The sequence below is a fragment of the Otoolea muris genome (genome assembly GCF_943193115.1).
Classification (GTDB): domain Bacteria; phylum Bacillota; class Clostridia; order Lachnospirales; family Lachnospiraceae; genus Otoolea; species Otoolea muris.
In genome coordinates, this window is the sequence record NZ_CALPCY010000043.1 from 1 (window position 1) to 22,447 (window position 22,447).

Annotated in this window: 18 protein-coding genes; 16 read left to right on the forward strand and 2 right to left on the reverse strand. The window is 53.2% G+C overall.

Translation table 11 applies throughout. The features are described from left to right. The 8 genes from NFS31_RS19785 to NFS31_RS27955 all read left to right on the forward strand — a co-directional run. On the forward strand, positions 1-830 hold an 830-nt coding region (locus tag NFS31_RS19785), incomplete at its 5' end, for a hypothetical protein (RefSeq protein WP_251498994.1). 79 nt (positions 831-909) lie between these two features. After that, on the forward strand, positions 910-1,740 hold the full coding sequence (locus tag NFS31_RS19790; RefSeq protein WP_160228222.1) for a hypothetical protein: 831 nt from the start codon (positions 910-912) through the stop codon (positions 1,738-1,740). Next, a complete protein-coding gene (locus tag NFS31_RS19795; RefSeq protein WP_251498997.1) occupies positions 1,737-2,993 on the forward strand; it encodes a PP2C family protein-serine/threonine phosphatase in 1,257 nt (418 codons plus the stop codon). Before NFS31_RS19790 ends, NFS31_RS19795 begins: the two co-directional genes overlap by 4 nt. Continuing rightward, positions 2,972-3,874 (forward strand): MBL fold metallo-hydrolase, encoded by a 903-nt coding sequence (locus NFS31_RS19800; RefSeq protein WP_251499000.1) that lies wholly within the window; start codon positions 2,972-2,974, stop codon positions 3,872-3,874. Before NFS31_RS19795 ends, NFS31_RS19800 begins: the two co-directional genes overlap by 22 nt. Continuing rightward, positions 3,871-5,682 (forward strand): CHASE2 domain-containing protein, encoded by a 1,812-nt coding sequence (locus NFS31_RS19805; RefSeq protein ID WP_160228219.1) that lies wholly within the window; start codon positions 3,871-3,873, stop codon positions 5,680-5,682. The genes NFS31_RS19800 and NFS31_RS19805 overlap by 4 nt, the downstream gene beginning before the upstream one ends. Positions 5,683-6,142: 460 nt before the next feature. Continuing rightward, on the forward strand, positions 6,143-6,670 hold the full coding sequence (locus tag NFS31_RS19810; protein ID WP_251499003.1) for a hypothetical protein: 528 nt from the start codon (positions 6,143-6,145) through the stop codon (positions 6,668-6,670). Between the two features lie 12 nt (positions 6,671-6,682). Next, entirely contained in the window at positions 6,683-8,050 is a 1,368-nt protein-coding gene (locus tag NFS31_RS19815; protein ID WP_160305131.1) for a FecR domain-containing protein, read from the forward strand. A gap of 434 nt (positions 8,051-8,484) precedes the next feature. Further along, entirely contained in the window at positions 8,485-8,613 is a 129-nt protein-coding gene (locus NFS31_RS27955) for a Fic family protein (protein WP_334303116.1), read from the forward strand. Positions 8,614-8,912: 299 nt separating this feature from the next. On the opposite strand, the gene NFS31_RS19820 is transcribed toward NFS31_RS27955, so the two are convergent. Both NFS31_RS19820 and NFS31_RS19825 read right to left on the reverse strand, forming a co-directional pair. Beyond that, positions 8,913-10,010 (reverse strand): DUF4349 domain-containing protein, encoded by a 1,098-nt coding sequence (locus NFS31_RS19820; RefSeq protein WP_251499005.1) that lies wholly within the window; start codon positions 10,008-10,010, stop codon positions 8,913-8,915. Beyond that, complete coding sequence (locus NFS31_RS19825) at positions 10,007-11,326, reverse strand: Na+/H+ antiporter NhaC family protein (protein WP_251499007.1); 1,320 nt, start codon at positions 11,324-11,326, stop codon at positions 10,007-10,009. Before NFS31_RS19825 ends, NFS31_RS19820 begins: the two co-directional genes overlap by 4 nt. 176 nt (positions 11,327-11,502) lie before the next feature. On the opposite strand from NFS31_RS19825, the gene NFS31_RS19830 reads away from it, so the two are divergent. From NFS31_RS19830 to NFS31_RS19865, 8 genes are all read left to right on the forward strand, one after another. Then, complete coding sequence (locus NFS31_RS19830) at positions 11,503-13,086, forward strand: putative polysaccharide biosynthesis protein (protein WP_251499009.1); 1,584 nt, start codon at positions 11,503-11,505, stop codon at positions 13,084-13,086. Between the two features lie 412 nt (positions 13,087-13,498). Next, complete coding sequence (locus NFS31_RS19835; RefSeq protein WP_251499011.1) at positions 13,499-15,133, forward strand: ATP-binding cassette domain-containing protein; 1,635 nt, start codon at positions 13,499-13,501, stop codon at positions 15,131-15,133. Between the two features lie 133 nt (positions 15,134-15,266). Then, positions 15,267-17,108: an MORN repeat-containing protein gene (locus NFS31_RS19840; RefSeq protein ID WP_251499013.1), complete on the forward strand. Its 1,842-nt coding sequence runs from the start codon at positions 15,267-15,269 to the stop codon at positions 17,106-17,108. A gap of 128 nt (positions 17,109-17,236) precedes the next feature. After that, positions 17,237-17,398: a hypothetical protein gene (locus NFS31_RS19845; protein ID WP_331482777.1), complete on the forward strand. Its 162-nt coding sequence runs from the start codon at positions 17,237-17,239 to the stop codon at positions 17,396-17,398. A 190-nt stretch (positions 17,399-17,588) separates the two neighbouring features. Continuing rightward, positions 17,589-18,260 (forward strand): response regulator transcription factor, encoded by a 672-nt coding sequence (locus NFS31_RS19850; protein WP_251499049.1) that lies wholly within the window; start codon positions 17,589-17,591, stop codon positions 18,258-18,260. Further along, entirely contained in the window at positions 18,257-19,441 is a 1,185-nt protein-coding gene (locus NFS31_RS19855) for a sensor histidine kinase (protein WP_251499015.1), read from the forward strand. The genes NFS31_RS19850 and NFS31_RS19855 overlap by 4 nt, the downstream gene beginning before the upstream one ends. 70 nt (positions 19,442-19,511) lie before the next feature. Then, a complete protein-coding gene (locus NFS31_RS19860) occupies positions 19,512-20,192 on the forward strand; it encodes an ABC transporter ATP-binding protein (RefSeq protein ID WP_251499017.1) in 681 nt (226 codons plus the stop codon). Positions 20,193-20,197: 5 nt separating this feature from the next. Further along, positions 20,198-22,423 (forward strand): ABC transporter permease, encoded by a 2,226-nt coding sequence (locus NFS31_RS19865; RefSeq protein WP_251499019.1) that lies wholly within the window; start codon positions 20,198-20,200, stop codon positions 22,421-22,423. Positions 22,424-22,447: the final 24 nt, after the last annotated feature.

A 22,447-nucleotide genomic window follows, 5' to 3' on the forward strand; every position in this document is an offset into this window, starting at 1 on the left:
CAGAGCCCATGAAAGTCAAAATGGGCGGAAAAGTAATGACCGGATGCTTTATGGAATTTGCAAAGGGAACGGATTTGGGCTCCAAAAGTGAACGGGTGCAGCGGATGTTCGATCAGGTCGAGAAATTTGAAACAGCGGGGCTTTACCGGGATTCATCGACTCTGGAGGTGTTTGACTTCCTCTGCGGCCAGGTTGACCGGCACGGGAACAACATGTTTTACCAGCTAAGCGAGCCGGATGAGAATGGGAAGCGCGCCATAACAGGGCTTCAGGGGATTGACAGCGATCTTGCCTTTGGAGACGAGGTGGAAGAGTTTAATATGAAGGGCGTGCAGTCCTGGAAAGATACAACGTTTATTGATGCGGGACTGGCGGAGAAGGTGAAGGGCCTTGACCGGGATACGCTGGAATATGCCGTAGGGGATCTGATTTCCCAGAAGCAGATTGACGTGATGATGCAGAGAGTCAATCTTATCAAAGACCATATAGAAAAAGACATGGTGATCGTTGAGCCGGATAAATGGGATTTAAAGGCCAATAAGCCGGAGCAGGTAAAGGATCACAAAGACCAGCGCTACGTGGACGCCCTTGACAGAATGGAAAAGTCTGTAGGGGCAAAGTCCGCGTTGAGTGTAAAGCATAAAAACGCGCTGGTCAATCGAGCGGTAAACAGCCTGAAAACAAAAAGGAAAGAAGGACCCAAAGTGGCCTTAAGCTTTAAGGAGCTGGAGGGAAAGGAAAGGCGGCAGGCATTGAGGCGGGAGCCTAAGATGACGATCGGCAAAGACCGGGTTCTGCCTAAGAAGCAGGGGCCGCAGTTGGGGCCGTGACGGCCGGGCCGGGAGAAGGCTGTGGGAGGGCGCCTTTTACAGCCCTCCCGGCGCGCCGGACGGAGGAAAGGCAGGGAGCATGAAAAGGAATGGCAGGCACATGGCGCTGGCTGTGGCAGTGATAAGCCTTACGGCTTCCTTCCCCTCCCTGGGGGAGGAGCCGGGATGGGCGCTTAAAGAAGACGGGTGGCATTATTACCTGGAGGACGGGAGCGCGGCCGTGGGCTGGGTGGAGAGAGAGGGAAGATCGTATTTCCAGACTCCGGAAGGCGGCATCCTGAGGGATACGGTCACGCCGGACGGGTATTATGTGGGCGCGGACGGGGCGTGGTACGAGAGGAAGGAGACGATTCTGGATACGGACTTTACGGCGTCTTTCACGGTTCCGGATCCGGTAACGGAATGGATCGGGAAGGACGCCCTGGCAGGGGTAAAGTCCAGGGTGAGCCAGCGGTTTTCGGGAAAAAGGAGCCTCCGCATAGGGGATAACGCGGTGGAGTTTGTGAGGCGGGAGACGCAGGAGCAGACAGGGACGGCGAAACGGGATACGGCGTCCGGACGGGGTACCTCCGGCTCCGGTGCGTCGGTTACGGAGACGGTGCTTCTGGGGCTTTACAGGGAGCCGGGGCAGGGCAGGTACCGCCTGGATATCCGGGCGGCCCTGGACGGAGAGCGGGCCGGATCGCAGGCGGCGACGTGGAATTATGAGATTTTCCGGGCTATGGTTTATCAGATGTCGTCAGCGCCGGAGCTGCTGGCGAACGCTCTTTACAGCACCTGGGAGGAAGAAAATATCTGGGGGATCGGCCGCGAGCAGTGGGTGAGAGTAGGCGACTGCCAGGTGCTCTACACATCCGGCAGCGGAGTCGGGAGATTCTATATTAGACCGGTTAGGGAAGGAAATGGATGATGGACAGTGAGTGGAAACAGCTAAAGATTATAAAAGACTTTTTTCAGGTTCAGGAGGACGGCGGGATGCCGGAAGGCTCCAGGATGCTTCTGGAGGCCATGGAGCTGAAACACTTTGCAAAGGGCCAGGACATTGTGTCCGAAGGAGCGGCCCCGGAGGATGGGATGTATATTATCCTGGAGGGCAGCGCGCATGTGCTGGCGGGAAACGGAGCCCTGATCAATGAACTGACGACAGGGGACGTGGTGGGGGAGCTGGCCCTGATCAAGGACGGGGTAAGAAAAGCCACGGTGCGGGCGGCGACGGAGGCGGCCTGCGCCAATATTTCCAGGACGCTGTTTCTTGAGATAGCAAACGCCAACCCAAAGGTGTACGGAGCGCTCCTGGAGCTCCTTTACACCAAGACCACCATGATGGTGACGGAACGGGAGCGGCTTAAATCGGAGATTGAGATTGCCTCCCGGATTCAGACCGGATTTCTGCCAAAATCCTTTGGGCGGTTCTGTGAGCTTCCCCATATGAAGATCACGGCCCGCATGAAACCTGCCAAGGGGGTGGGCGGCGACTTTTACGACGTCTTTCTCATTGACGCGGATCGCCTGTGCTTCCTGGTGGCGGATGTGTCGGGAAAAGGAGTTCCCGCGGCGCTGTTTATGACGCTTGCCAAGACCCACATCAAGAATTATATGATGCTTGACATGCCTGTGGCGGAAGTGGCGGAGCTGGTCAACAACCGCTTAAATGAGGACAACGAAGAGGAGCTCTTTGTCACGGCCTTCCTCTGCGTCCTGGATACCAGGACCAACCGCCTGACGTATGTGAACGCAGGGCATAACAAGCCGTTTATCAGCAGGAACGGCGCCCCGTTCCGGATGATGGACTGCAAGGTGGATTTTGTCCTGGGGGTGATGGAGAAAATGGCGTACCGCGAACAGGCGGCGGACTTTATGCCCGGGGACTGCCTGTGCCTCTATACGGACGGTGTGACGGAAGCCTTTGACATCGATGGGGAAATGTTTTCGGATGAGGGCATGGAGGAGGCATTAAACCGCCATATGGCGGAGGCCATGGAGCCGGAGATTTTTATCGAACATCTGTACGATGAAGTGGAACGATTTGCCCGGGGCGCGGATCAGTCGGATGACATCACGGTAGTTTACGTGGCGCGGCCCGGGGAGGGCGTCTGCGCGGGAAATGATAAGAACACGCGTTTGGAGGGAGAGAAAACAACATGGGAGACGGATTGCAGATAACATTCTGGGGAACCAGAGGTTCTATGGCCGCCCCGTTTTCCGACCGCATGAGCTACGGCGGCAACACGAGCTGCATGTCCGCGGAGTGGGAGGAGCAGATGGCCGTCTTTGACGGGGGCACAGGGCTTATGGCGCTGGGAAAGCGTCTCGGTGAAGAGGCGAATCTTGGAACGAGGAGACGGGATCAGCCGATCCACATCTTCATCGGCCATCTGCACCTGGACCATATCGTGGGAATCCCCTTATTTCCCTGCCTCTTCTGGAACGGGGCCAGGCTGCATTTTTACGGGCCCGGGGAGGAAAAGGGCGCGTTCAGGAAGAAATTGCGGACCATGATGGGCCATCCGTACTGGCCGGTTTCGATTGACCAGGTTCCGGCCCGCATTACCTGGCACGACACCATGGACGGGGATGTGTGGGAGCTGCCGCGGGGCGCGAGAGTCAGGGTCATGAAATCCAGCCACCCGGACGGCTGCGTGCTGTTCCGCCTGGAGAGGGAAGGGCAGTCCGTGGTATACGGGCTGGACTGCGAGCTGGGCGGGCCGGGGACGGATTTCTGGAACAGGTACCGGGAGTTTGCCAAAAACTGCAGCCTTCTCGTGTTTGATTCCCCCTACGGGGAGGAAGAATATCCTTCTTACAGGGGATTCGGCCACAGCTACTGGCAGCAGGGGATCCGCATGGCGGGAGAATGCCGGGCGGGCAGGCTGGTGATCAGCCATCATGACTGGGGCAGGACGGACGGGCAGCTTCGCGCCATGGAACAGGAGGCGGTAAGCTTTGGGAAGTCCCGGAACGTGGACACCGTGTTTGCCAGGGAGGGGGCCTGCCTCTTTCTGGAATCATTTAAGAGAGATGGGGACGGAGGCGAGGCGGGATGAAAGAGAATACCCCGGGAAGCAGAATCCGGATCCTGGCCGTATCAGCGGCGGTTTTCCTGCTGTCAGCCCTGGTATGCGGCCTGGGAGCGGCGGGGATGTGGGATATCAAAGCGTCGGACTGGCTGAACCAGAAGGAATCGGTCACTGACAAGAACATCTATATTATAGGAATTGACGACAGGACGCTTGAGGAGTACGGCCCTGTTGCTTCCTGGAGCAGGGACATTCCGGCGCGGCTCGTGGAAATCCTGAATGCGGATAAAGGGGCGCGGCCGGCTGTGATTGGATTTGATGTGATCTACAGTGAAAAGGGAGATGAGGAAGGGGACGCCCGTTTTGCCCGGGCCTGTAAGGAGGCGGGAAACGTGGTGTCAGCCCTGAGCTTTTCTTTTAAAGAGACGCCCGAGAAAGACGAAGCAGGAACGATCGTTTACAATCCTTACCATGTGGATTATGTCATCGCTCCCTATGACGAATTGAGGGACAGCGCGGCCCTGGGCTTTGCCAACACGACCGTGGACCGGGACGGCTACGTGCGCCAGGCCATGGCTTGGCTGGACAATGAGGGAGAGAGAACCTACAGCCTTGCCGGGCAGGTTTACAGAAATTTTCAGGAAAGCCAGGGGAAGGAAGCGGTATTTCCGAAGACGTACGGGAGAAACAACCGGTTTTATTTTTCTTACTCCGGAAAATCCGGGGGCTATAATGTGGTATCCCTAAAGGATGTGCTGGACGGGACAGTGGACGCCAGGCTGTTTGGCAATGCCATTGTGCTGGTAGGCGCGTATGCGGTGGGGATGCAGGATTCCTACACGCCGGCCGTATCCCACAACAGCCAGATGTACGGCGTGGAGATCCATGCCAATATTATCGAGGCGCTGTTAAAGGGAAAGACGCAGCTCCCCGTTTCGCCCGTGCTGTACGGGCTGGCGGCGGGACTGGTATGCGCCCTGTTTTTTGTTTGCTTAAGAAAAATAAAGCTGGGCCCCGCGGCCGGGATCCTGGCTGCGGCTGTGATTGGCTGCCTTGTGTTTACCAGGGCGCTCTACGGCCGGGGAACCGTGGTTCCGGTGATTTTCATCCCCGTAATCCTGATCCTCATCTACCTGGAACGCATGGTGGAAGGATATCTGACAGAGATTTTGCGCAGGCGGCGGGTGGTCAGCGTGTTCAAACAGTATGTGGCGCCCCAGATTGTGGAAAAGATCAGCAAGGACACGGACTTTGAGCTGGTGCTGGGAGGAGAAAACCGGCATATTGCCGTGCTGTTTGTGGATATCAGGGGATTTACCACCATGTCCGAGAGCTTAAAGCCCGAGGAAGTGGTGGAAATTCTCAACGAATACTTAAGCCTGACGACGAAATCAATCTTTGACAATGAGGGAACGCTCGATAAGTTTGTGGGGGACGCCACCATGGCGGTCTTTAACGCCCCCTTTGCGCTGGATGACTATATTTTTAAGGCAGTCTGCGCGGCGTGGGACATGAAGGCCGGATCGGACGCCATTGCCGAGAAGTTTGAGAAGCGCTTTGGGAAGAGCGTGGCGTTCGGGATCGGCGTCAACTGCGGGGAAGCCGTTGTGGGCAATATCGGCTGTGAATTCCGCATGGACTATACAGCCATCGGCGACACGGTGAACACGGCGGCGAGGCTGGAGAGCAACGCAAAGCGCGGGCAGATTTTGATCAGCGAGGCGGTCTATGAGGCGGTGAAAGACCGGGTGGAAGCGACGCCCATCGGCGAGATTCCGCTGAAGGGAAAGCATAAGGGCGTGTTTGTCTATCAGGTGGATGAAGTGAGGCGGTAAGATAGCGGACGATTGCGGGGCGGTGTTTGTCGTGAGAGGGGACGCCAGTGTCAGCTTCCAAATCCAACGGAACCCCGCTCCCGCTTGGAGAAAAGCGCAGCGGACGCCAGTACAGCCCTGCGTATACAACGATAAATTTCACGGCCCGCTCTTTGCGCCACAGCCATGTTGGAGTCAGTCAACGATGCCGCCGGCATCGCCTCCTTCCTCCGCCTTGCTCTGACACAAAGATCGAACCGTGAAATTCACCGCTGTATACGCAGGTCTGTACAGCTCGAAAAGACCTCGCTAAGCGCCGGCGGTTTTCTACGGGTTCCTTATGGATTTGGAAGCTGACACTGGCTGTATATTCGGTAAGCTATAATAAAAAAACAACAGATAACGTAGCCTGCGCCAGTCCCCTCACAAGGACGGGTGAAGGAACTGAGAGTATATTCCAACTTAAAAGGAGGAGTTTGTGGTGAAAGGAAGGTGGAAGTGGCTTTGCGCTCTGTGGGCTGTTGTGGCCCTGGCGGTTTATGCCGTTCCGGTTACCGCAGAGGATTTTGCAAAGCAGGAGGGAGCGGCGCTGGAAGCTCTGTCAGCGCCCGGGGGCCGGAAGGCTTCTGATTCCGAGGCTTTGGAGATAACGGCGGGAGAAAGCGGAGAAAGTGAGTCTGACTGGACAGAGGAAAGCAGTACGGAAGAAAGCAGTACAGAAGGAAGCAGTACGGAAGAAAGCAGTACAGAAGGAAGCAGTACGGAAGAAAGCAGTACAGAGGAAAGCAGTACGGAGGCTATAGAGACAGACACTTCAGCGCCGGATGAGAGCGAGGGAGAGACAACGATTTCGGTTACCGATAACGCTTCGATTTCCCCGGAGGAGGGAGAAGCGATAGAATTGCCTTCCGGAAAGTGGAAAGTGGACGGCGATCCTACGGTATATCATGGAGGGGTTACAGTCTATGCGGCTCAGAAAAAAACATTTGTATTTCGTAAACAGAAATAAGAAGGAGCGAGCATGATACAGAAAACCATATTGGTGAAGGCCGCCGCCGCAGTCATGGGGACGGCGGTGATTGCGGGAGCGGCGGCGGCCGTGAATCATATGTTAAAGCCAAAGAACTCCTATCGTTCCATTCTGCTTTATGAGATAGAGGGAACTGCAAAGATAGAGCGGCAGGGGACGGGGATGCTGAACGGGGTCGAAAATCTCCATCTGGAATCAGGCGATGAGCTGACCGTGGGGGAGGAGAGCTTTACCCGCCTGCGCCTGGATGATGACAAATATGTGATGGTGGAGGAAAATTCCGCCCTTTCCATCGAAGCGGCAGGCGGCAGGGAGGACTCCAGGACATCCATTCATCTGACAAAAGGCGCGATAATCAATGAAATTCAGAATCCCTTAAGCGCTGGCTCCATGTATGAGGTTACCACGCCGAACTCGGTCATGGCCGTCAGGGGAACGATTTTCCGCGTGGAGATTTATTATGATGAAAATGGGGAAATGTGCACCAGGGTATCGGTCTTTAACGGAGAAGTGGCGTCCAGGCTCATTTACCCTGACGGGACCATGGATGAGGAGGCGGTGACCGGCAGCGGACACGAGGTGATTATCCACAGCAATGCGGATCTGACAGAGTATCTGGGAGAGAGCCGGGAAATTGATTATGAGACGCTTCCTCTGAGCACTCTTTATTTGATCCGGGAAATGATGGATCAGGGAAGCTCTGTGGGAGGGATTACCAGGGAGGAGCTGGCGGAATATATCCTGGAAAAGGAAGGCGCGGGTGACAAGGCTGACAACGATGGAAAAGACGCCGCAGGCGAGTCTCAGGCTTCGGACGGGGACAGGGAAAACCGGGAACCGGAGAGCAGCGGGCCCGCGGACAGCGCAAATCAGACGGAGGCAGCGGACAGGAACGAGCCTGAAGGGTCTCCGGTCAGGGAGACGCAAAGAGAATCCCGGCCCGGGAGAGGGGAAGAAAGCCTGCCTGAGACGACAGGGGCGGCAGAGAGCCTGGAGGAGCAGGCAGGGGAAACAACGGCTGCGCCGTCAGAGACAGAGACGTCGGCTTCCGGCAATGAGAGGAGGGGAATAAGCCACAGGCACAGCAGTTCCGGCGGATCCGGCGGTTCCGGTTCCGGAAGCTCCGGCGGTTCATTGTGGCAGAGGCCGACGCAGGCGCCAACCGAGGCTCCAACGGAGTCAGCAGAATATACGGTGACCTTTAAGTACAACGGAAACACCTTTGGTACTCAGCAGGTCAAAGAAGGCCAGTGCGCAACGGAACCATGGCTGAATCCGTCATCGTCCGGAAGCTGGGATTATGATTTTAAAAATCCGAGTCCGATCACGGCAGATACAACTATTTACTGGCAGAAATGAGTTCGAGTGAGAAGTATTGTTTTTGCAGAACAAGTTTTTCCTCCCCGCAGAAGATAATTTTTGCTGATGGGGTAACAAAAAGTCAATAAAAATGAACCAAAACGAGGATCTTGAGAGAATACACTTTCAAGATCCTCTTCTTCTCCCTCCCTTCCTTCTCCAACTCCTCCCACCTCGTATAATAAGTTTGTAAGCAAGAAATATCGCTTATGAACTTATTCTTTTTATGGGTATGGATGGTAAGGACATCTAAGAGGAACTCCCCTCATCCTGAATCCCATCCATACGACCAACAGTTACTTTTTATATGGTTAATCTTGTGTTATGATATCAGGCAGAGTCTGATGTCCGAAGGCACTGCTTTCCCTCCTTTCAGCCGGCTTTGGCCGTGACTGCTTTTTAAGCATTCAGCCTGGCACATATGGCACATTCCGCTGACACAGAAATTTGATAGTCGGACGAGCTTTAGAAGAAAGTATTTAATTACATTAGTAAAAGAGGGAAAATTAAAGATGACATTGCCGGATAAGCCCAAAAGTAAAAATCAAAAATATTATTCATAATGGAGTTCATAACCCTATCATGACCAAAATGGTTATGATGTGGTCATGATGAAAGCAGTTGTCTTTGCCGAATGTTGTGCAGTATTTGGGTAAACATATGCAAAAACAAATATAAATTGGCTACACAGTATGTAGCCAGAGTCCGATTCTAAATCCATAGGGAACCCGTAGAAAACCGCCGGCGCTTAGCGAGTTCTTTAAAGGGCTTAGCGTCCGCTGCGCTTTTCTCCGAGCGGGAGCGGGGTTCCGTTGGATTTAGAATCTGACTCTGGCGGCCCTCTCACGACAAACAGGCCCTCTCACTTCTTCTCTTTTTTATTCAGGAAACGAAACCTTCCGCCCTCTGATTTTTTTATCCCGTCAGACGGATCATTTGTCCCGTCCGGTGAAACCGCGCCGTTTTCGCGTTTTTGCCTCCGCCTCCTGGCAAAGAACCACAGCGCGGCGGCAAGGAGAAGGATCGGAACCCAGACAGGGGTTGTGCCAACGATCAGGATAAATAAGCCCACACAGAAATCCGACATGTTTCTCAGGCTGTGTGAAAAAGCGCTGCTGATCTGCTGTCCGACGCTCTCCGGGGCCGTGGGAGTGAAAATCGTTACTTCCTCGATCTCCAGGGTAACGGTGCTGTAATCCACATGGTTGTCAATGAGGCGGAGCTTGGATTCCATGGACTCCAGTTCATAACGGATTTCAGAGAGGTGATCCTCCAGCATAATCACCGCGTCCAGGCTGTCGGCCTTTTCAAGGAGCTCCCAGATGCGTTCCTGCTCGATGGTCAGGGACTTCTTTTTGCTCTCCATGTCGCTGTACTGCAGCGTCACATCCTGGGTGTTCTCCGAGCGCCGGAGGATATTGGCCTGCTCTTCCACCGTGGATAAAAAGGTGTCGAGCCGATCGGACGGAATCCGCGCGGTCATGCGGGCGTTTCGCGGGACGGATTCGCTGAGGCGCGCTTCGCGCCCTGTGACGCTTGACTCCTCCACATAGCCGCCCAGTTCCCCGATGCGGTCCTTGATACGGGTCAGAAGACTGTCAAAATCATCGGTTTCCATAACGATATCTACGGTGCGTATCAGCTTGCGTTTTGACATGGCAGCCGCTGCCGGCGCGTCGTATTCCTGATACTCCTGCTCCGGGATGGGGGCGGCCTCCATCTCGTACGCCGCATCGTCATATCCTTCAGAATAATTGCTGTCAGACCCGTTTTCATAAAAGGCCCCGCCTGCGGGCGCGAAAGCCGGGGCGGCGGCTGCTTCGGCGTACATGGGTTCGCCGGGGCCGCCGCTGACAGCGTCCTGCGCGGATTTTGATCCGCCTCCCCCGCAGCCGGTAAAGAGTATCGCGCCTGTGCAGAGAGCCGCCAGGGCGGCGCGCCGGAATGTGATTTTTTTCATATTGCCCTCCTTTTACGATGCGTATGTTTGGCTGCCTGCTTTGCAAGAAGCGTCCAGGCAGGCAGCAGGTATAAGTAGCAGGCGGCCGCTATGCTGGCGGACGGGGCGCCCACGGCGGCGAGGGGCACGGCCCCTGCGATGGACCACGGCACAAGGGGCGCCAGGGTGATGGCAGAGTTTTCAAGGTCTATGGCAAACGTCTGCGGATCCGGCTCATTGTCATGGCAGAGTTGGTGGGTGAGCATCACGGCCAGCGTCTGGTTGCAGGCCACCATGGAGGTGATCGCGCTGACCGCGAGCGTGGCCCCAAAGGAGGTGATCCGGCGGCTGAGCGCTTCGATCTTCTTTTTCAGGGGCTGTAAAAGGCCGGTTCCGTCAAAGATCCCCGCATAGCAGGACGAAAGACTCACAATCATCGCCACCTTGACCATGGAAAGGAGGCCGCCGCCGTCCATCATGGCCGCCAGGGCGGGATCCTGGGCCTTATAGCCGAAAATCATCATGCGGGCAATTTCCGCGATGGTAAGGCCCTGCAAAAAGATGCACAGAAAGAAGGCCAGGATGACGCTCACCAGCATGGTCCGTTTGACCTTTACCTTCAAAGCGGACAGGACGAGGATGGCCAGGGCCGGGAGCACAGCGATAAAGTGGAGACGAAAGCTCTGTGAAAAGAGACTCTCCACATCCATCTGTGCGCCCCCGGCGGCCATGGACCGGCCGGCCGCGTAATAGATCGCACAGGTGATGAGAAACGGTATGACGGAGGTCTTTACCATTTCCCTTATGTTGCGAAAAATGTCGGTTCCTGTCAGCTCGCAGATGAGATTGGCGCTCGAGGAGACAGGGGAACAGCGGTCGCCGAAATAGACGCCGGACAGGATCGCGCCGCCCACCCAAAACGACCCGATATTCAGAGCCTTTGCCATGGCCATGGTCACCACCCCCATGGTGGCCGCCGTCCCGAAGGAAGTTCCGGTCAATATGGACACCATACAATTGAGAAGAAATGCGATGACCAGAAAAGCCGGCGGATACACGAGCCGGGCGCTGTAGCATACGATCACAGGAATCGTTCCGGCGCCCCGCCACAGGGCGGTGATGAGCCCGATCAGGCCGAAAATCATCAGGATATTCTTCACGGTGCGTATGCCGGCGAGGGACATGGACAAAAGCGAGCGGGCCGAATGGCCCTTTTTAAGTCCGTAGGCGCAGAAGATCAGGTATCCGGCCGCCAGCGCATAGAGCACCGAAGCGCCGGAAGCGACACAGATCGCCAGCGCGCCCACAAAGGCCAGAAGTACGACGGTTTCCAACATGGTAATCTCCTCCTTTGGAGAAAGTATAACACAAAGGGGGAGGCAAAGCTACTTTCATTTCCCATGTAAAATACTTAAGAAATGATTACGCAGGAACCGCTTTTATGCGGAGAATGATGCATACCGCATGGCCTTTGTCGAATATAATGATTTGAAAGATCCATGACGGAGTATCTATGAAACGAAATCCCCTGCTTGCCGGCACGCTCCTCCTCACAGCGGCCGGATTCGTTAGCCGGATTCTTGGCTTTTTTTACCGTATTTTTTTATCCCGGACAATTGGGGCCGAGGGGCTTGGCATCTACCAGATGATTTTCCCCATTCACGGAATCGCATTTGCCATCTGCTGCGGGCCGATTCAGACCTCCATTTCCCGCATGGCCTCTGCTGACGTGAAAAAGGGGAGAAGCGCATTCCGGACAGGGCTTGCGATTTCACTCTGTCTTTCGCTCAGCCTTATGGGCGCCATATACGCCGCGGCAGAGCCTCTGGCCCGATATGTTCTCTTAGAGCCGCGCTGCGCGCCGCTTCTCCCGGTCATGGCGCTCTCGATACCATTTTCCGCGATCCATGCCTGCATCTGCGGGTATTACTACGGGCTGAAAAAGACAGCGGTTCCCGCCTTTTCCCAGTTGATCGAGCAGTTGATCCGGATTGGGGCCGTTTTTTTGATTGCGCATGTGGCGGCGGTCAATAAGCGCCCGATTTCCGTATCCCTGGCTGTGTGGGGGATGCTGATCGGGGAGGCCGGGTCAGCGGTTTTCAGCTTCCTGTTTTACAGCATTTCGACTGGCGGAAAGAAAAAAAGAAGTGAAGAGAGCGGGGACGGAGAAGAAGACGAGGCGTTGCAGGAAGAGAGAATGGGGAAAAAGGCGATCCACAGGCCGTCCTTTTTTTCGATTGCAGGCCCGTTGATGGCCATGGCGCTTCCCCTGATGGGAAACCGCCTGATTTTAAACTGCTTACAGAGCCTGGAAGCGATATTTGTGCCCAATAAGCTCATGGCCTTTGGCCTTGGCAATTCGGAGTCCTTAAGCCTTTACGGGGTTCTGACCGGAATGGCGCTGCCCTTTATCCTGTTTCCCTCTGCGATCACGAATTCGCTGGCTGTCATTCTCCTCCCGACCGTGTCAGAGGCGCAGGCATTGGGGAACCAGGGCCGGATTCAGCGGACGATCGCCATGGCGCTGCGCTACAGCCTGTATATGGGGATCCTCTGCATCGGCGTCTTTACCCTGTTTGGCGACGCGCTGGGGCAGACCGTGTACCGCAATGAGGAGGCCGGATCCTTTATCACGGTTCTGGCCTGGCTGTGCCCCTTTATGTATCTGTCCACCACCATGGGCAGTATCTTAAACGGGCTGGGAAAAACGTCGAGCGTATTCTTACATACCGCCATTTCCATGCTGATCACCCTGTCCTCGGTCGTGTTCTGGATTCCGTCGTACGGGATCTACGCATACCTGGGCGGACTTTTGCTCAGCGAGCTGGTACTGGCATTCCTGCATATCCACACCCTGTCCGGCGCGGTCCCGGTGCGGCTGAACCTGGGCTCTATGCTGATGAAGCCGGCCCTGTGTCTGGCAGTTGCCATCGGGATCCTGCGCAGGCTGGAGCCGTATCTGGAAGGGCTTCAGGGCGCCCTGCCGACGGAATTTTTGTATGTAATGATTCAGGCGGGGATCTTGAGCGCGCTGTACGGAGGCGGGCTTTTGGCGCTGCACCGGGGGCGGCCGGAGAGGTCTGGGGCTGCGCGTTAATGAGGGACCGGTAATTCACCGGCGGAGTGCTGCCGGAAGCGGGGGATGGATATGGAACCTTGCAATGGGATCCTTCAAATAAACCCTGCATAATAAAAAACACTTGATTCCAAAATCCATTTGTGATATGCTGATACACAGAAAAAACGAAGAGAGGTGAAAGGATGAGAAAATAACTTACTTTTGATGCATGACAGCTTGCAGCGGGCATTTGCCGCTGTTGTTTGTGGCGTCAAAAGTGGGTTGGGTTCTCGTCCCTCCCTCTCTTTTTTGTGTGCAGATATAGTGCGCACAGAAAATGTGGGGATGAAACACCTGCGCCCTTTTGGCAGCCACCGGTTTTTACGCGCTCCGGCTTAACGGCAGTTCTTTAACGTAAGCCGCCGCGGATATTGAGACTGGAGGGATGTATATGGCACAGATACAGGTTGCAAACCTCACATTTTGCTATGAGGGAAGCTTTGACAATATTTTCGAGGACGTATCGTTTTCCATTGACACGAACTGGAAGCTTGGGTTTATCGGCAGAAACGGCAGAGGGAAGACGACATTTTTACAACTGCTTCTTGGAAAACATGCATATAAGGGAACGATCTCTGCCCCGCGTGGGTTTGACTATTTCCCGTACCGGATTTCAGAGGAGATGGAGGGCCGCTGCGTTTCGGATTTTGCAGAGGAATTAAAGCCGGGGTGCGAGGAGTGGCGGGTGATATGCGAGCTTTCAAAGCTTTCGGCCCAGGCGGATCTGCTGTACCGCCCGTTTAAGACCTTAAGCCACGGAGAGAGGACAAAGGCGCTGCTGGCCGTCTTATTTTCAGGGGATCAGGATTTCCTGCTGATTGACGAACCGACCAACCACCTGGATCAGGATTCGCGGGAGACGGTCAAGCAGTATCTGAACAGTAAAAAGGGCTTTATCCTCGTGTCCCATGACCGGGATCTGCTGGACGCCTGCATTGATCACGCGCTTGTGCTCAACCGCCGCTCGATTGAGGTGCAGAGCGGGAATTTTTCAAGCTGGCAGGAGAATAAAAACCGCCGCGATCATTTTGCCAGGATGGAAAACGAAAAGCATGCCAGGGAGATTGCGTCCTTAAAAAAGTCGGCGGACAGGAGCAGACAGTGGGCGCAGAAAAGCGAGGACAGGAAGATCGGCTATGACCCGGTAAAAGAGCCCGACCGGCCGTTCAGGCCCTGGTTCGGCGCAAAGGCCAAGAAGATGCAGAAACGGGTAAAGCAGTATGAAAGGCGGATGGAGCGGGAGATTGAGGCAAAGGAGGGCCTGCTGGAAGACATCGAAGAGCCGGTTTCGCTGCAGCTAAGGCCGCTCGCGTACCACAAGGAACGGCTGATCTATGCCAGAAATATGACGATTGGCTACGAGGGGCAGGCGGCCGGGTCGGCTGTTCTAAAGGACTTTTCGTTTGAGCTGAATCAGGGAGAACGCGTATTCCTGCACGGGAAAAACGGCTGCGGGAAATCGACATGGATCCGCGCGATTCTGGAGGCCGTGCATGCGCCCGCTGAAAATGGAACGGAGACTTCATCCGGGCAGTCCGCGGCCGCATCCGGAGGGCTTACAGCCCCGTCCGGGGGCCTTGTGATCGCAGCCGGGGAGATCCAGGCAGGCTCAGGGCTTACGGTTTCGTATGTCAGTCAGGATACGGGATTTCTGAGAGGCAGCGTCAGGCAGTTTAGCAGCGAACGCGGGCTGGACGAAAGCCTGTTCTGCGCGCTATTGCGCCAGCTCGATATGGATCGCGCGCAGTTTTCCAAACCTATGGAGAACTTTTCCGAGGGACAGAAGAAAAAGGTCCTGATAGCGGCCAGCCTGATGACGCCCGCCCACCTGTATATCTGGGACGAACCGCTCAATTATATCGATGTTTTTTCCAGAATGCAGATTGAAGAGCTGCTGCTTGCGTACAGCCCGACCATGATACTGGTGGATCACGATATCCGCTTTCAGGAGAGGATCGCGACGCGGGTGGTGGAGATGCCCGTATTTTGTGACTGTGCGGACAGGTCTGCGCACTTGCAGCGCTGACTGTACGGCTTAAGCGGTTTGCTTATCGCACACGGCAGCGGCGGCACACGGCGCGCATGGCGTTATATCGCCTTATCTTTTGCTGATTTTTCGTCTATAATGAAAAAAACAGTCAGATGAGGGGGAGATATTGATGAATAATGTTTTAGATAACCTGATATTCCCTGTTTTGGCGTCTGTGATTTCCGGGCTAATACTGAATTATATGTCAAAGAGAAAAGAACATAAGGCCGGGAAAAAGGGCGGCCCTGCAGGTTCAGAGACGGATGGCGCTGCACAGGGAATGCTCCGTAAAGCGGATGTGCGCATCGCCGCTGTCATGCTGACCGTGTTTTGCGTGGCAAGCGCGGTGTCGTTTCTGAGTACCCAGCCTCCGGATCCCGGCCCGACGGGAGATGATCCGACCCGGTTTCCGCCCGCCCCAACAGAGGGATCATCGCAGGCGCCTTCCGGTGAAGAGACGGATTCGGTCATTTATTATGAGAACGGCGATCGTTACGTCGGAGAAACAGAAAATGGCCAGCCAAACGGCAAGGGAACCTGCAATTACACAGACGGCTCTGAGTATGTCGGCGACTGGAAGAGCGGTTTAAAGGATGGCGCAGGGATCCTGTCCTATGCGGAAGGCGGCAGATATGAGGGAGAATTCAGAGCTGACAGACCGGATGGAGACGGCGTCTACTACTGGAAAAACGGCGATAAACTGGAAGCAAAGTGGGCGGACGGCGCGCTGAACGGAAAAGGGACGATGACCTGTCGGGACGGCTCTGTCCTGACGGGAATCTGGCGCAATGACGAATTGGTTGTAAAAATGATTGATAATCTGCATACATGGAATTCCGCCGATGGAACCGGGTTTACCGGAAATGAGGTGAATGGCCTGATCGAGGGGTATGGCCGCTCAGTAGGCGGCAATGACACGTATCTTGGCGATTTTAAAAACGGCAAAAGGGACGGGAACGGAATCTGTTATTACGGCAACGGCGACCGCTATGACGGAGAATGGAAGAACGGGTACATGGAAGGGAAAGGCGTCTTTTATTATAAAGAATACGATAATTGGTACCAGGGCGAATTTTCCAATGGGAAAAGAAATGGGACAGGGACATTTTATTTTTCAAGCGGAGCCCGCTATGAGGGAGAGTGGAAAGATAACGATTACCAGGGGACAGGAATAATGTGGTACGCCCCTGATGACGGGGCGAAGCGCTGGTATTTTACAGGCGTGTGGGAAGGGGATATGAAACGGGGGACGCTTTATTATAAAGACGGGAGGTGCGAATCAGGAGTCTGGAAGGATGGGGAGATGCTCGAAACGTCTGACGGACCCGTGGGAATATTTGCCGACGAAAATGTCCGGACATGGGAGGATGCTGACGGAAGCAGTCTGACAGGAACGCAAAAGGACGGCCTTTTATCCGGCAATGGAATTTTGGTTTATAAAAATAATTCCATGTATATCGGCGAATTTCAAAACGGCGGGCCGACCGGAAGCGGGACAAGGTTTTACAATGACGGAGGCATTTATGTGGGCAGCGTACAAAACGGGCAGCGGGAAGGAAGCGGCGCCTGCTATTTTCCGTCAGGAGACTGGTATGCCGGCGAATGGAAAAATAATAATCTGACAGGACAAGGCGCGGGGTATTATACAGGGGGAGGTTTTTACACAGGAGAATATGTGGAGAGGAAGCAAAGCGGAACCGGCGTCATGCACTGCTGGGATTCTGTGTACAGCGGAGAGTGGGAAAACGGGCAGAGAAACGGCAAAGGCGTCTGGAGCGGAAGAGACGGGAATTGTTACTTTGGCGAGTACAGAGACAATGTAAAGTGCGGGTATGGCGTTATGTATTATCTGAACGGAGACCGGTATGAGGGGGAGTGGAGAGAGGACAAACAGAACGGCGTGGGCACGATGTATTATGCGGACGGGAGTGAAAAGTACGGAAACTGGGTGGACGGCGTCTGCCAGAACTGACTGCATGGTTCCGTACCCGTTTCCAGCGCCAGGCAGTCTCCATCCTGGATGAACCGCAGAAACGCCATCTGATCTCCTATCTTTTGGAGGGCATCTTTATCCCTGCTGTACTGATTGCGGCTATGTTCATGGGCTGTACGTTCAACGCCGTGAACATCATCTCCGAAAAGGAGGATGGAGTGGCCTTTGTCAACGAGATCCTGCCTGTGACGCCCAGCCAGTACATTTTGCAGAAAGTGGTGGTGGGGTTCCTCTTTGGAAGTCTGTCCTCCATCGCGGCCTCATGTTGAAAAAATCAGGGATTGTCGGCTTTTGTGGCGGCAGGAGATCAATCAGTCATTCAATTGTCACTTTTATCTGGTAAAATATAAGTTACAGGAAGTCCGCCTGCCTGCAAGGGCGGACTTCCTGGGCCAATGAGCCGCTTTACTGCAGGTGATGTCATTGAAAAAGGTAAAGAAGAAAGGACTGGGGAGTGACATGGTTGATCTGTATTATATTGAGGATGATCCGGGTGTTGCATGGATTGTAAAAGAATATCTGGAACAGAAGAATTTTAAGGTAACGGTCTGTGAAACGCTTGCGCAGGCAGGGCAGGCGTTAAAGGAGCATGTCCCGACCCTTGTTTTGCTGGACTGGAACATGCCGGATGGACATGGGGACAGTTTGTGCCGGTGGATCCGCAGGAACTGGAAAGAGCTGCCCATTATTTTTCTGACTGTCCGGGGAGACTGCGCGGATATTGTTTCAGGCTTTGGGTATGGTGCGGATGATTATATAGTGAAGCCTTTTGAACTGGAAGTGCTGTATTCGCGGATTCTGGCATTACTCCGCAGAACCGGTAACGTGGCAGAACAATATCTTTCCTGTGACCGGATCCGGATGGACTTAAACCGTCACACGGTTTCCTGTGATTTGGAGGAAATACCGTTAAGCGAGGCAGAGTATCAGCTTCTTTTGTGTCTGATGCAGAATAAGGGAAAGACAGTTACCAGGGAAAGGATACTGGAACAGGTATGGGATGCAAACGGAAATTATGTGAACAATAATACATTAACAGTTACCATGAAACGCTTGAGAGACAGGCTTCATCAGCCGGAGTGCCTGAAAACCGTCAGAAGCGTAGGCTACCGTATGGAGGATACCCTATGAGCGGACGGAAAAATATACTGGTCACTTTTGGATTTGTTCTGTCCACCAGCCTGGCTGCTGCGGCAGTTTCTGTCCTGCTTGCTTCTTACCATTACAGCCGGCTCCAGTTTGAACTGCTGAATGTAATCTGCGGCGAAGTGGTGGAAGAGGAACCGGAGACAAAAATTATCATTTCTGCGGCATTAAAGGAATATACGGGAGGAAATCCTGACGGTGTGGCGGAGGAAGATGTGCTGTCTGCATTGGGATACCGCATCTCTGATTTTTCAGGCGCCACATCCCGGCAGAATATTTTGTTTGTCGCAGCAGGTTTTCTGACAGGAATCCTGCTGTTTATCGTTACCTTTCTGTATCGGAATAAAAGGGAAGCTATACGGATCCGGAATCTGGCGGAGTATCTGGAACAGGTAAATACCGGCAGGGCTGCCATTTTATCCGCTTCGGGGGAGGATGATTTTTCAAAACTGGAAGACGAGATCTATAAGACAGTGACATTTCTTTATCAGACGAAGGACAAGGCAATACAGGCAAAGAACGATTTTGCTGAAAACCTGTCCAATATTGCCCACCAGCTCAAAACGCCAATCACGGCCATTTCCCTTTCTGTCCAGATGATGAAACAGAACATGGATCATAAACATCTGGAACAGATAGAGAAACAGCTTTTACGGCTGACACATCTTGAAGATGCGCTGCTGCTCCTTTCCAGGATTGATGCCGGAACCTTACGTTTACAGAGGGATGAGGTAGATGTCTTTACGCTTCTTGTCCTTGCGGCGGATAACCTGCAGGAGTTGTTTGTGAGTTCCCGCGCTGCCGTTGATATACCGGAGCAGGGGGAAATGCTGGTGACTGCAGATCTGGACTGGACCATGGAGGCGGTGATGAATCTGATGAAAAACTGTATGGAGCACAGTCCTGGTGGAACGGTTCACTGTTCCTATGCGCAGAATCCACTCTATACAGAAATCCTGATCTGGGACGATGGGGAAGGATTTGCAAAAGAGGACATTCCCCATCTCTTTGAGCGGTTTTACCGGGGGGAAAACGCATGTGAGGGCGGTATCGGAATCGGGTTAGCTCTGTCAAAGGAGATGATTGAACGCCAGAATGGAACCATACGGGCAAAAAATAAACCGGAAGGCGGTGCTCTTTTTGAAATCCGCTTTTACAGTCACTGAGTTGTAACTTTCATTTGCTAAACTGATTATTGTAAAAGCCCATGGGGCAGATGAAAGGAGAAAACCAAAAATGGAAATTTTGAAATGTGAGGGAGTAAAGAAGGTATATGGATCCGGTGGAAATCAGGTGACAGCCCTTAACGGGATCGAGCTGTCCGTCAGCAAGGGGGAATTTGTGGCAATTATCGGGGCATCCGGTTCAGGAAAATCAACCCTGCTGCACATTCTCGGCAGCGTGGATAAGCCCACAGAGGGGAAGGTTATGATAGATGGAACCGATCTTTCCAAACTGAACCGGACAGAGGCGGCAATTTTTAGGCGCAGGAAAGTGGGGCTTGTATATCAGTTTTATAACCTTATCCCAACACTGACAGTGCGGAAGAATATCCTCATGCCTCTTGCCCTGGATAAGAAAAAGCCTAATCAGGAATATTTTGAGAAGATAGTAAATTCCCTTGGTATTGCGGACAGGCTTGACGCTTTGCCGAACCAGTTATCCGGCGGCCAGCAGCAGAGGGTAGCGATTGCCCGTTCCCTGATCTACCGTCCGGCCCTGCTTCTGGCAGACGAGCCTACCGGGAACCTGGATCAGAAAAATTCCAAAGAGATTATCGACATGCTGAAACTTTCTAACCGCAATCTGGAGCAGACCATTTTACTGATCACCCATGATGAAAAGGTTGCCTTGGAAGCAGAGCGTATTATAACGGTGGAAGACGGCTGCATTATCAGTGATGAACGGAGGAGGTAATGGATATGTGGAAAGATTATTCAGCGGGTTATATAAAAAATAACCGTTCCTCCAGCCAGTCCGTCATGATCGCTGCATTTATTTCCGCTTTGCTCTTATCCCTGTTGTGCGGGTTGTTTTATAATGCATGGAAATACGAGGTGGAACGGATTGAACAGGAGGAAGGCGGCTGGCACAGCCGGATTTCCGGGGAATTTACAGAAAAGGACATGGAAACCGTAAAAAATTTTGCACATGTGAAAGATGCCGTGGTAAATGAAAAAGAATCTGACAGTGCAGAAACAGTATTGGATATTTACTTTGGTGATATGGGTTCCGTTTTTTCAGACACGCCCCATATCGCACAGCAGATAGGGGCTGCGCCGGAAAAAATCGTTTATCATTATGAACTCCTGGCAATGTACCTGATCAGGGATTCCAGTGACACGGCTCCGAGGCTTCTGTTTCCGATATTTATCTTGATCACGCTTGCGGCCTCATTCTCACTGATTGTGATCATCCACAATTCCTTTGCGGTATCCATGAACGCACGGATTCATCAGTTTGGTATTTTTTCCAGTATCGGGGCCACGCCAAAGCAGATCAGGACATGCCTTTTACAGGAAGCGGCTGCGCTCAGCGCAATACCGCTTATTTTGGGAAATCTGTCAGGTATTGCAGGCAGTATGGGACTTTTGCAGATGGTAAATGTCCTGCTGGGAAGCGACATTCCGGGACGGCATAAATCGGTTTTTGGCTATCACCCGCTGGTACTGGTATTGACATTGATTGTGAGCGCACTCACCATATGGATTTCCGCATGGCTGCCGGCCAGAAAATTAAGTAAGCTGACACCGCTTCAGGCAATCAGAAATACCGGCGAACTGCAGTTAAAGCGCCGGAAAAATTCTCATTTCCTTTCGCTGCTGTTCGGAGTGGAAGGGGAGCTGGCCGGCAATGCGTTAAAGGCGCAGAGAAAAGCCCTGCGGACGTCATCTTTATCCTTTATCTCTGCGTTTATGGCGTTTACTGTGATGCAGTGCTTTTTTGCCCTTTCCGGGATCAGCACAAGGGAGACCTATTTTGAACGGTATCAGGGAGTATGGGATGTGATGGTTACTGTGAAAGACACGGATGCGGATGCTTTTGAAGAAACAGAACGTATTCAGGGGATTGACGGACTGGAAAGCGCTGTTATATATCAGAAGGCGATGGCGAAGCGGGTCATTACAGAGGAAGAAATGGGCGAAGAGATGAAATCCTTCGGCGGATTTTCCAATGCGCCCAGTAATTATGCAACACAGGTGGATGGCGGCTGGCTGGTGGATGCGCCGGTCATCATACTGGACGATAACAGCTTTCTGGCTTATTGTGAACAGATTGAGATTACGCCGCAGCTTCATGGGGCAGTGATCTTAAATCAGATCCGGGATGTGACAAATCCGGATTTCAGGCATCCGGATTTTATGCCTTATATAAAAGAGCCGGGCGCAGGGGAAGACGCTGCAAGTATCTTGAGACAGTCAGGGAATGAACAGGTGACAGCCGAGATACCAGTCCTGGCTTATACCGAAAAAGTCCCTGTTTTACGGGAGGAATACGCAACGCTTAATTATTACGAACTGGTGCATTTTATTCCGGTATCTTTATGGATGGAGATCGGGGGACAGATAGGAGGCGCGGAGGAAGACAGTTATATCCGCATCCAGGGGAAAGAAAATGCGTCATTGGAAGAACTGAATATGCTTCAGGATGAACTTGGCCAGATCCTCAGCGGGAAATATACTATAGAATCTGAAAACCGCATTCAGGAATATGAAACAAACAATAAGCAGATACAGGGAATGATGGCGATATTTGGAGGCTTTTGTATCCTGCTTGCGATTATCGGCATCGGTAATGTATTTTCCAACACGCTGGGCTTTGTCCGTCAGAGAAAAAGGGAATTTGCAAGATATATGTCGGTTGGAATGACGCCGAAGGAACTTAGGAAAATGTTCTGCACGGAAGCACTGGTGATAGCCGGCAGACCGGTTTTAATCAGCCTTCCCCTTGTAATGATTGCAGTGGCGTATATGCTGAAGGCCAGCTATCTTGAAGTGGAGGTATTTATGGCAGAAGCACCATGGCTCCCCATTTCCCTGTTCATGTTGGCTATTTTGGGCTGTGTAGCGCTGGCATATTATCTTGCGTGGCGGAATGTGCGCAAAATCAGTTTGGCAGAAGTTCTCAGGGATGATACAATGATGTAAAATATTTTAATGTTATCAGGCGGA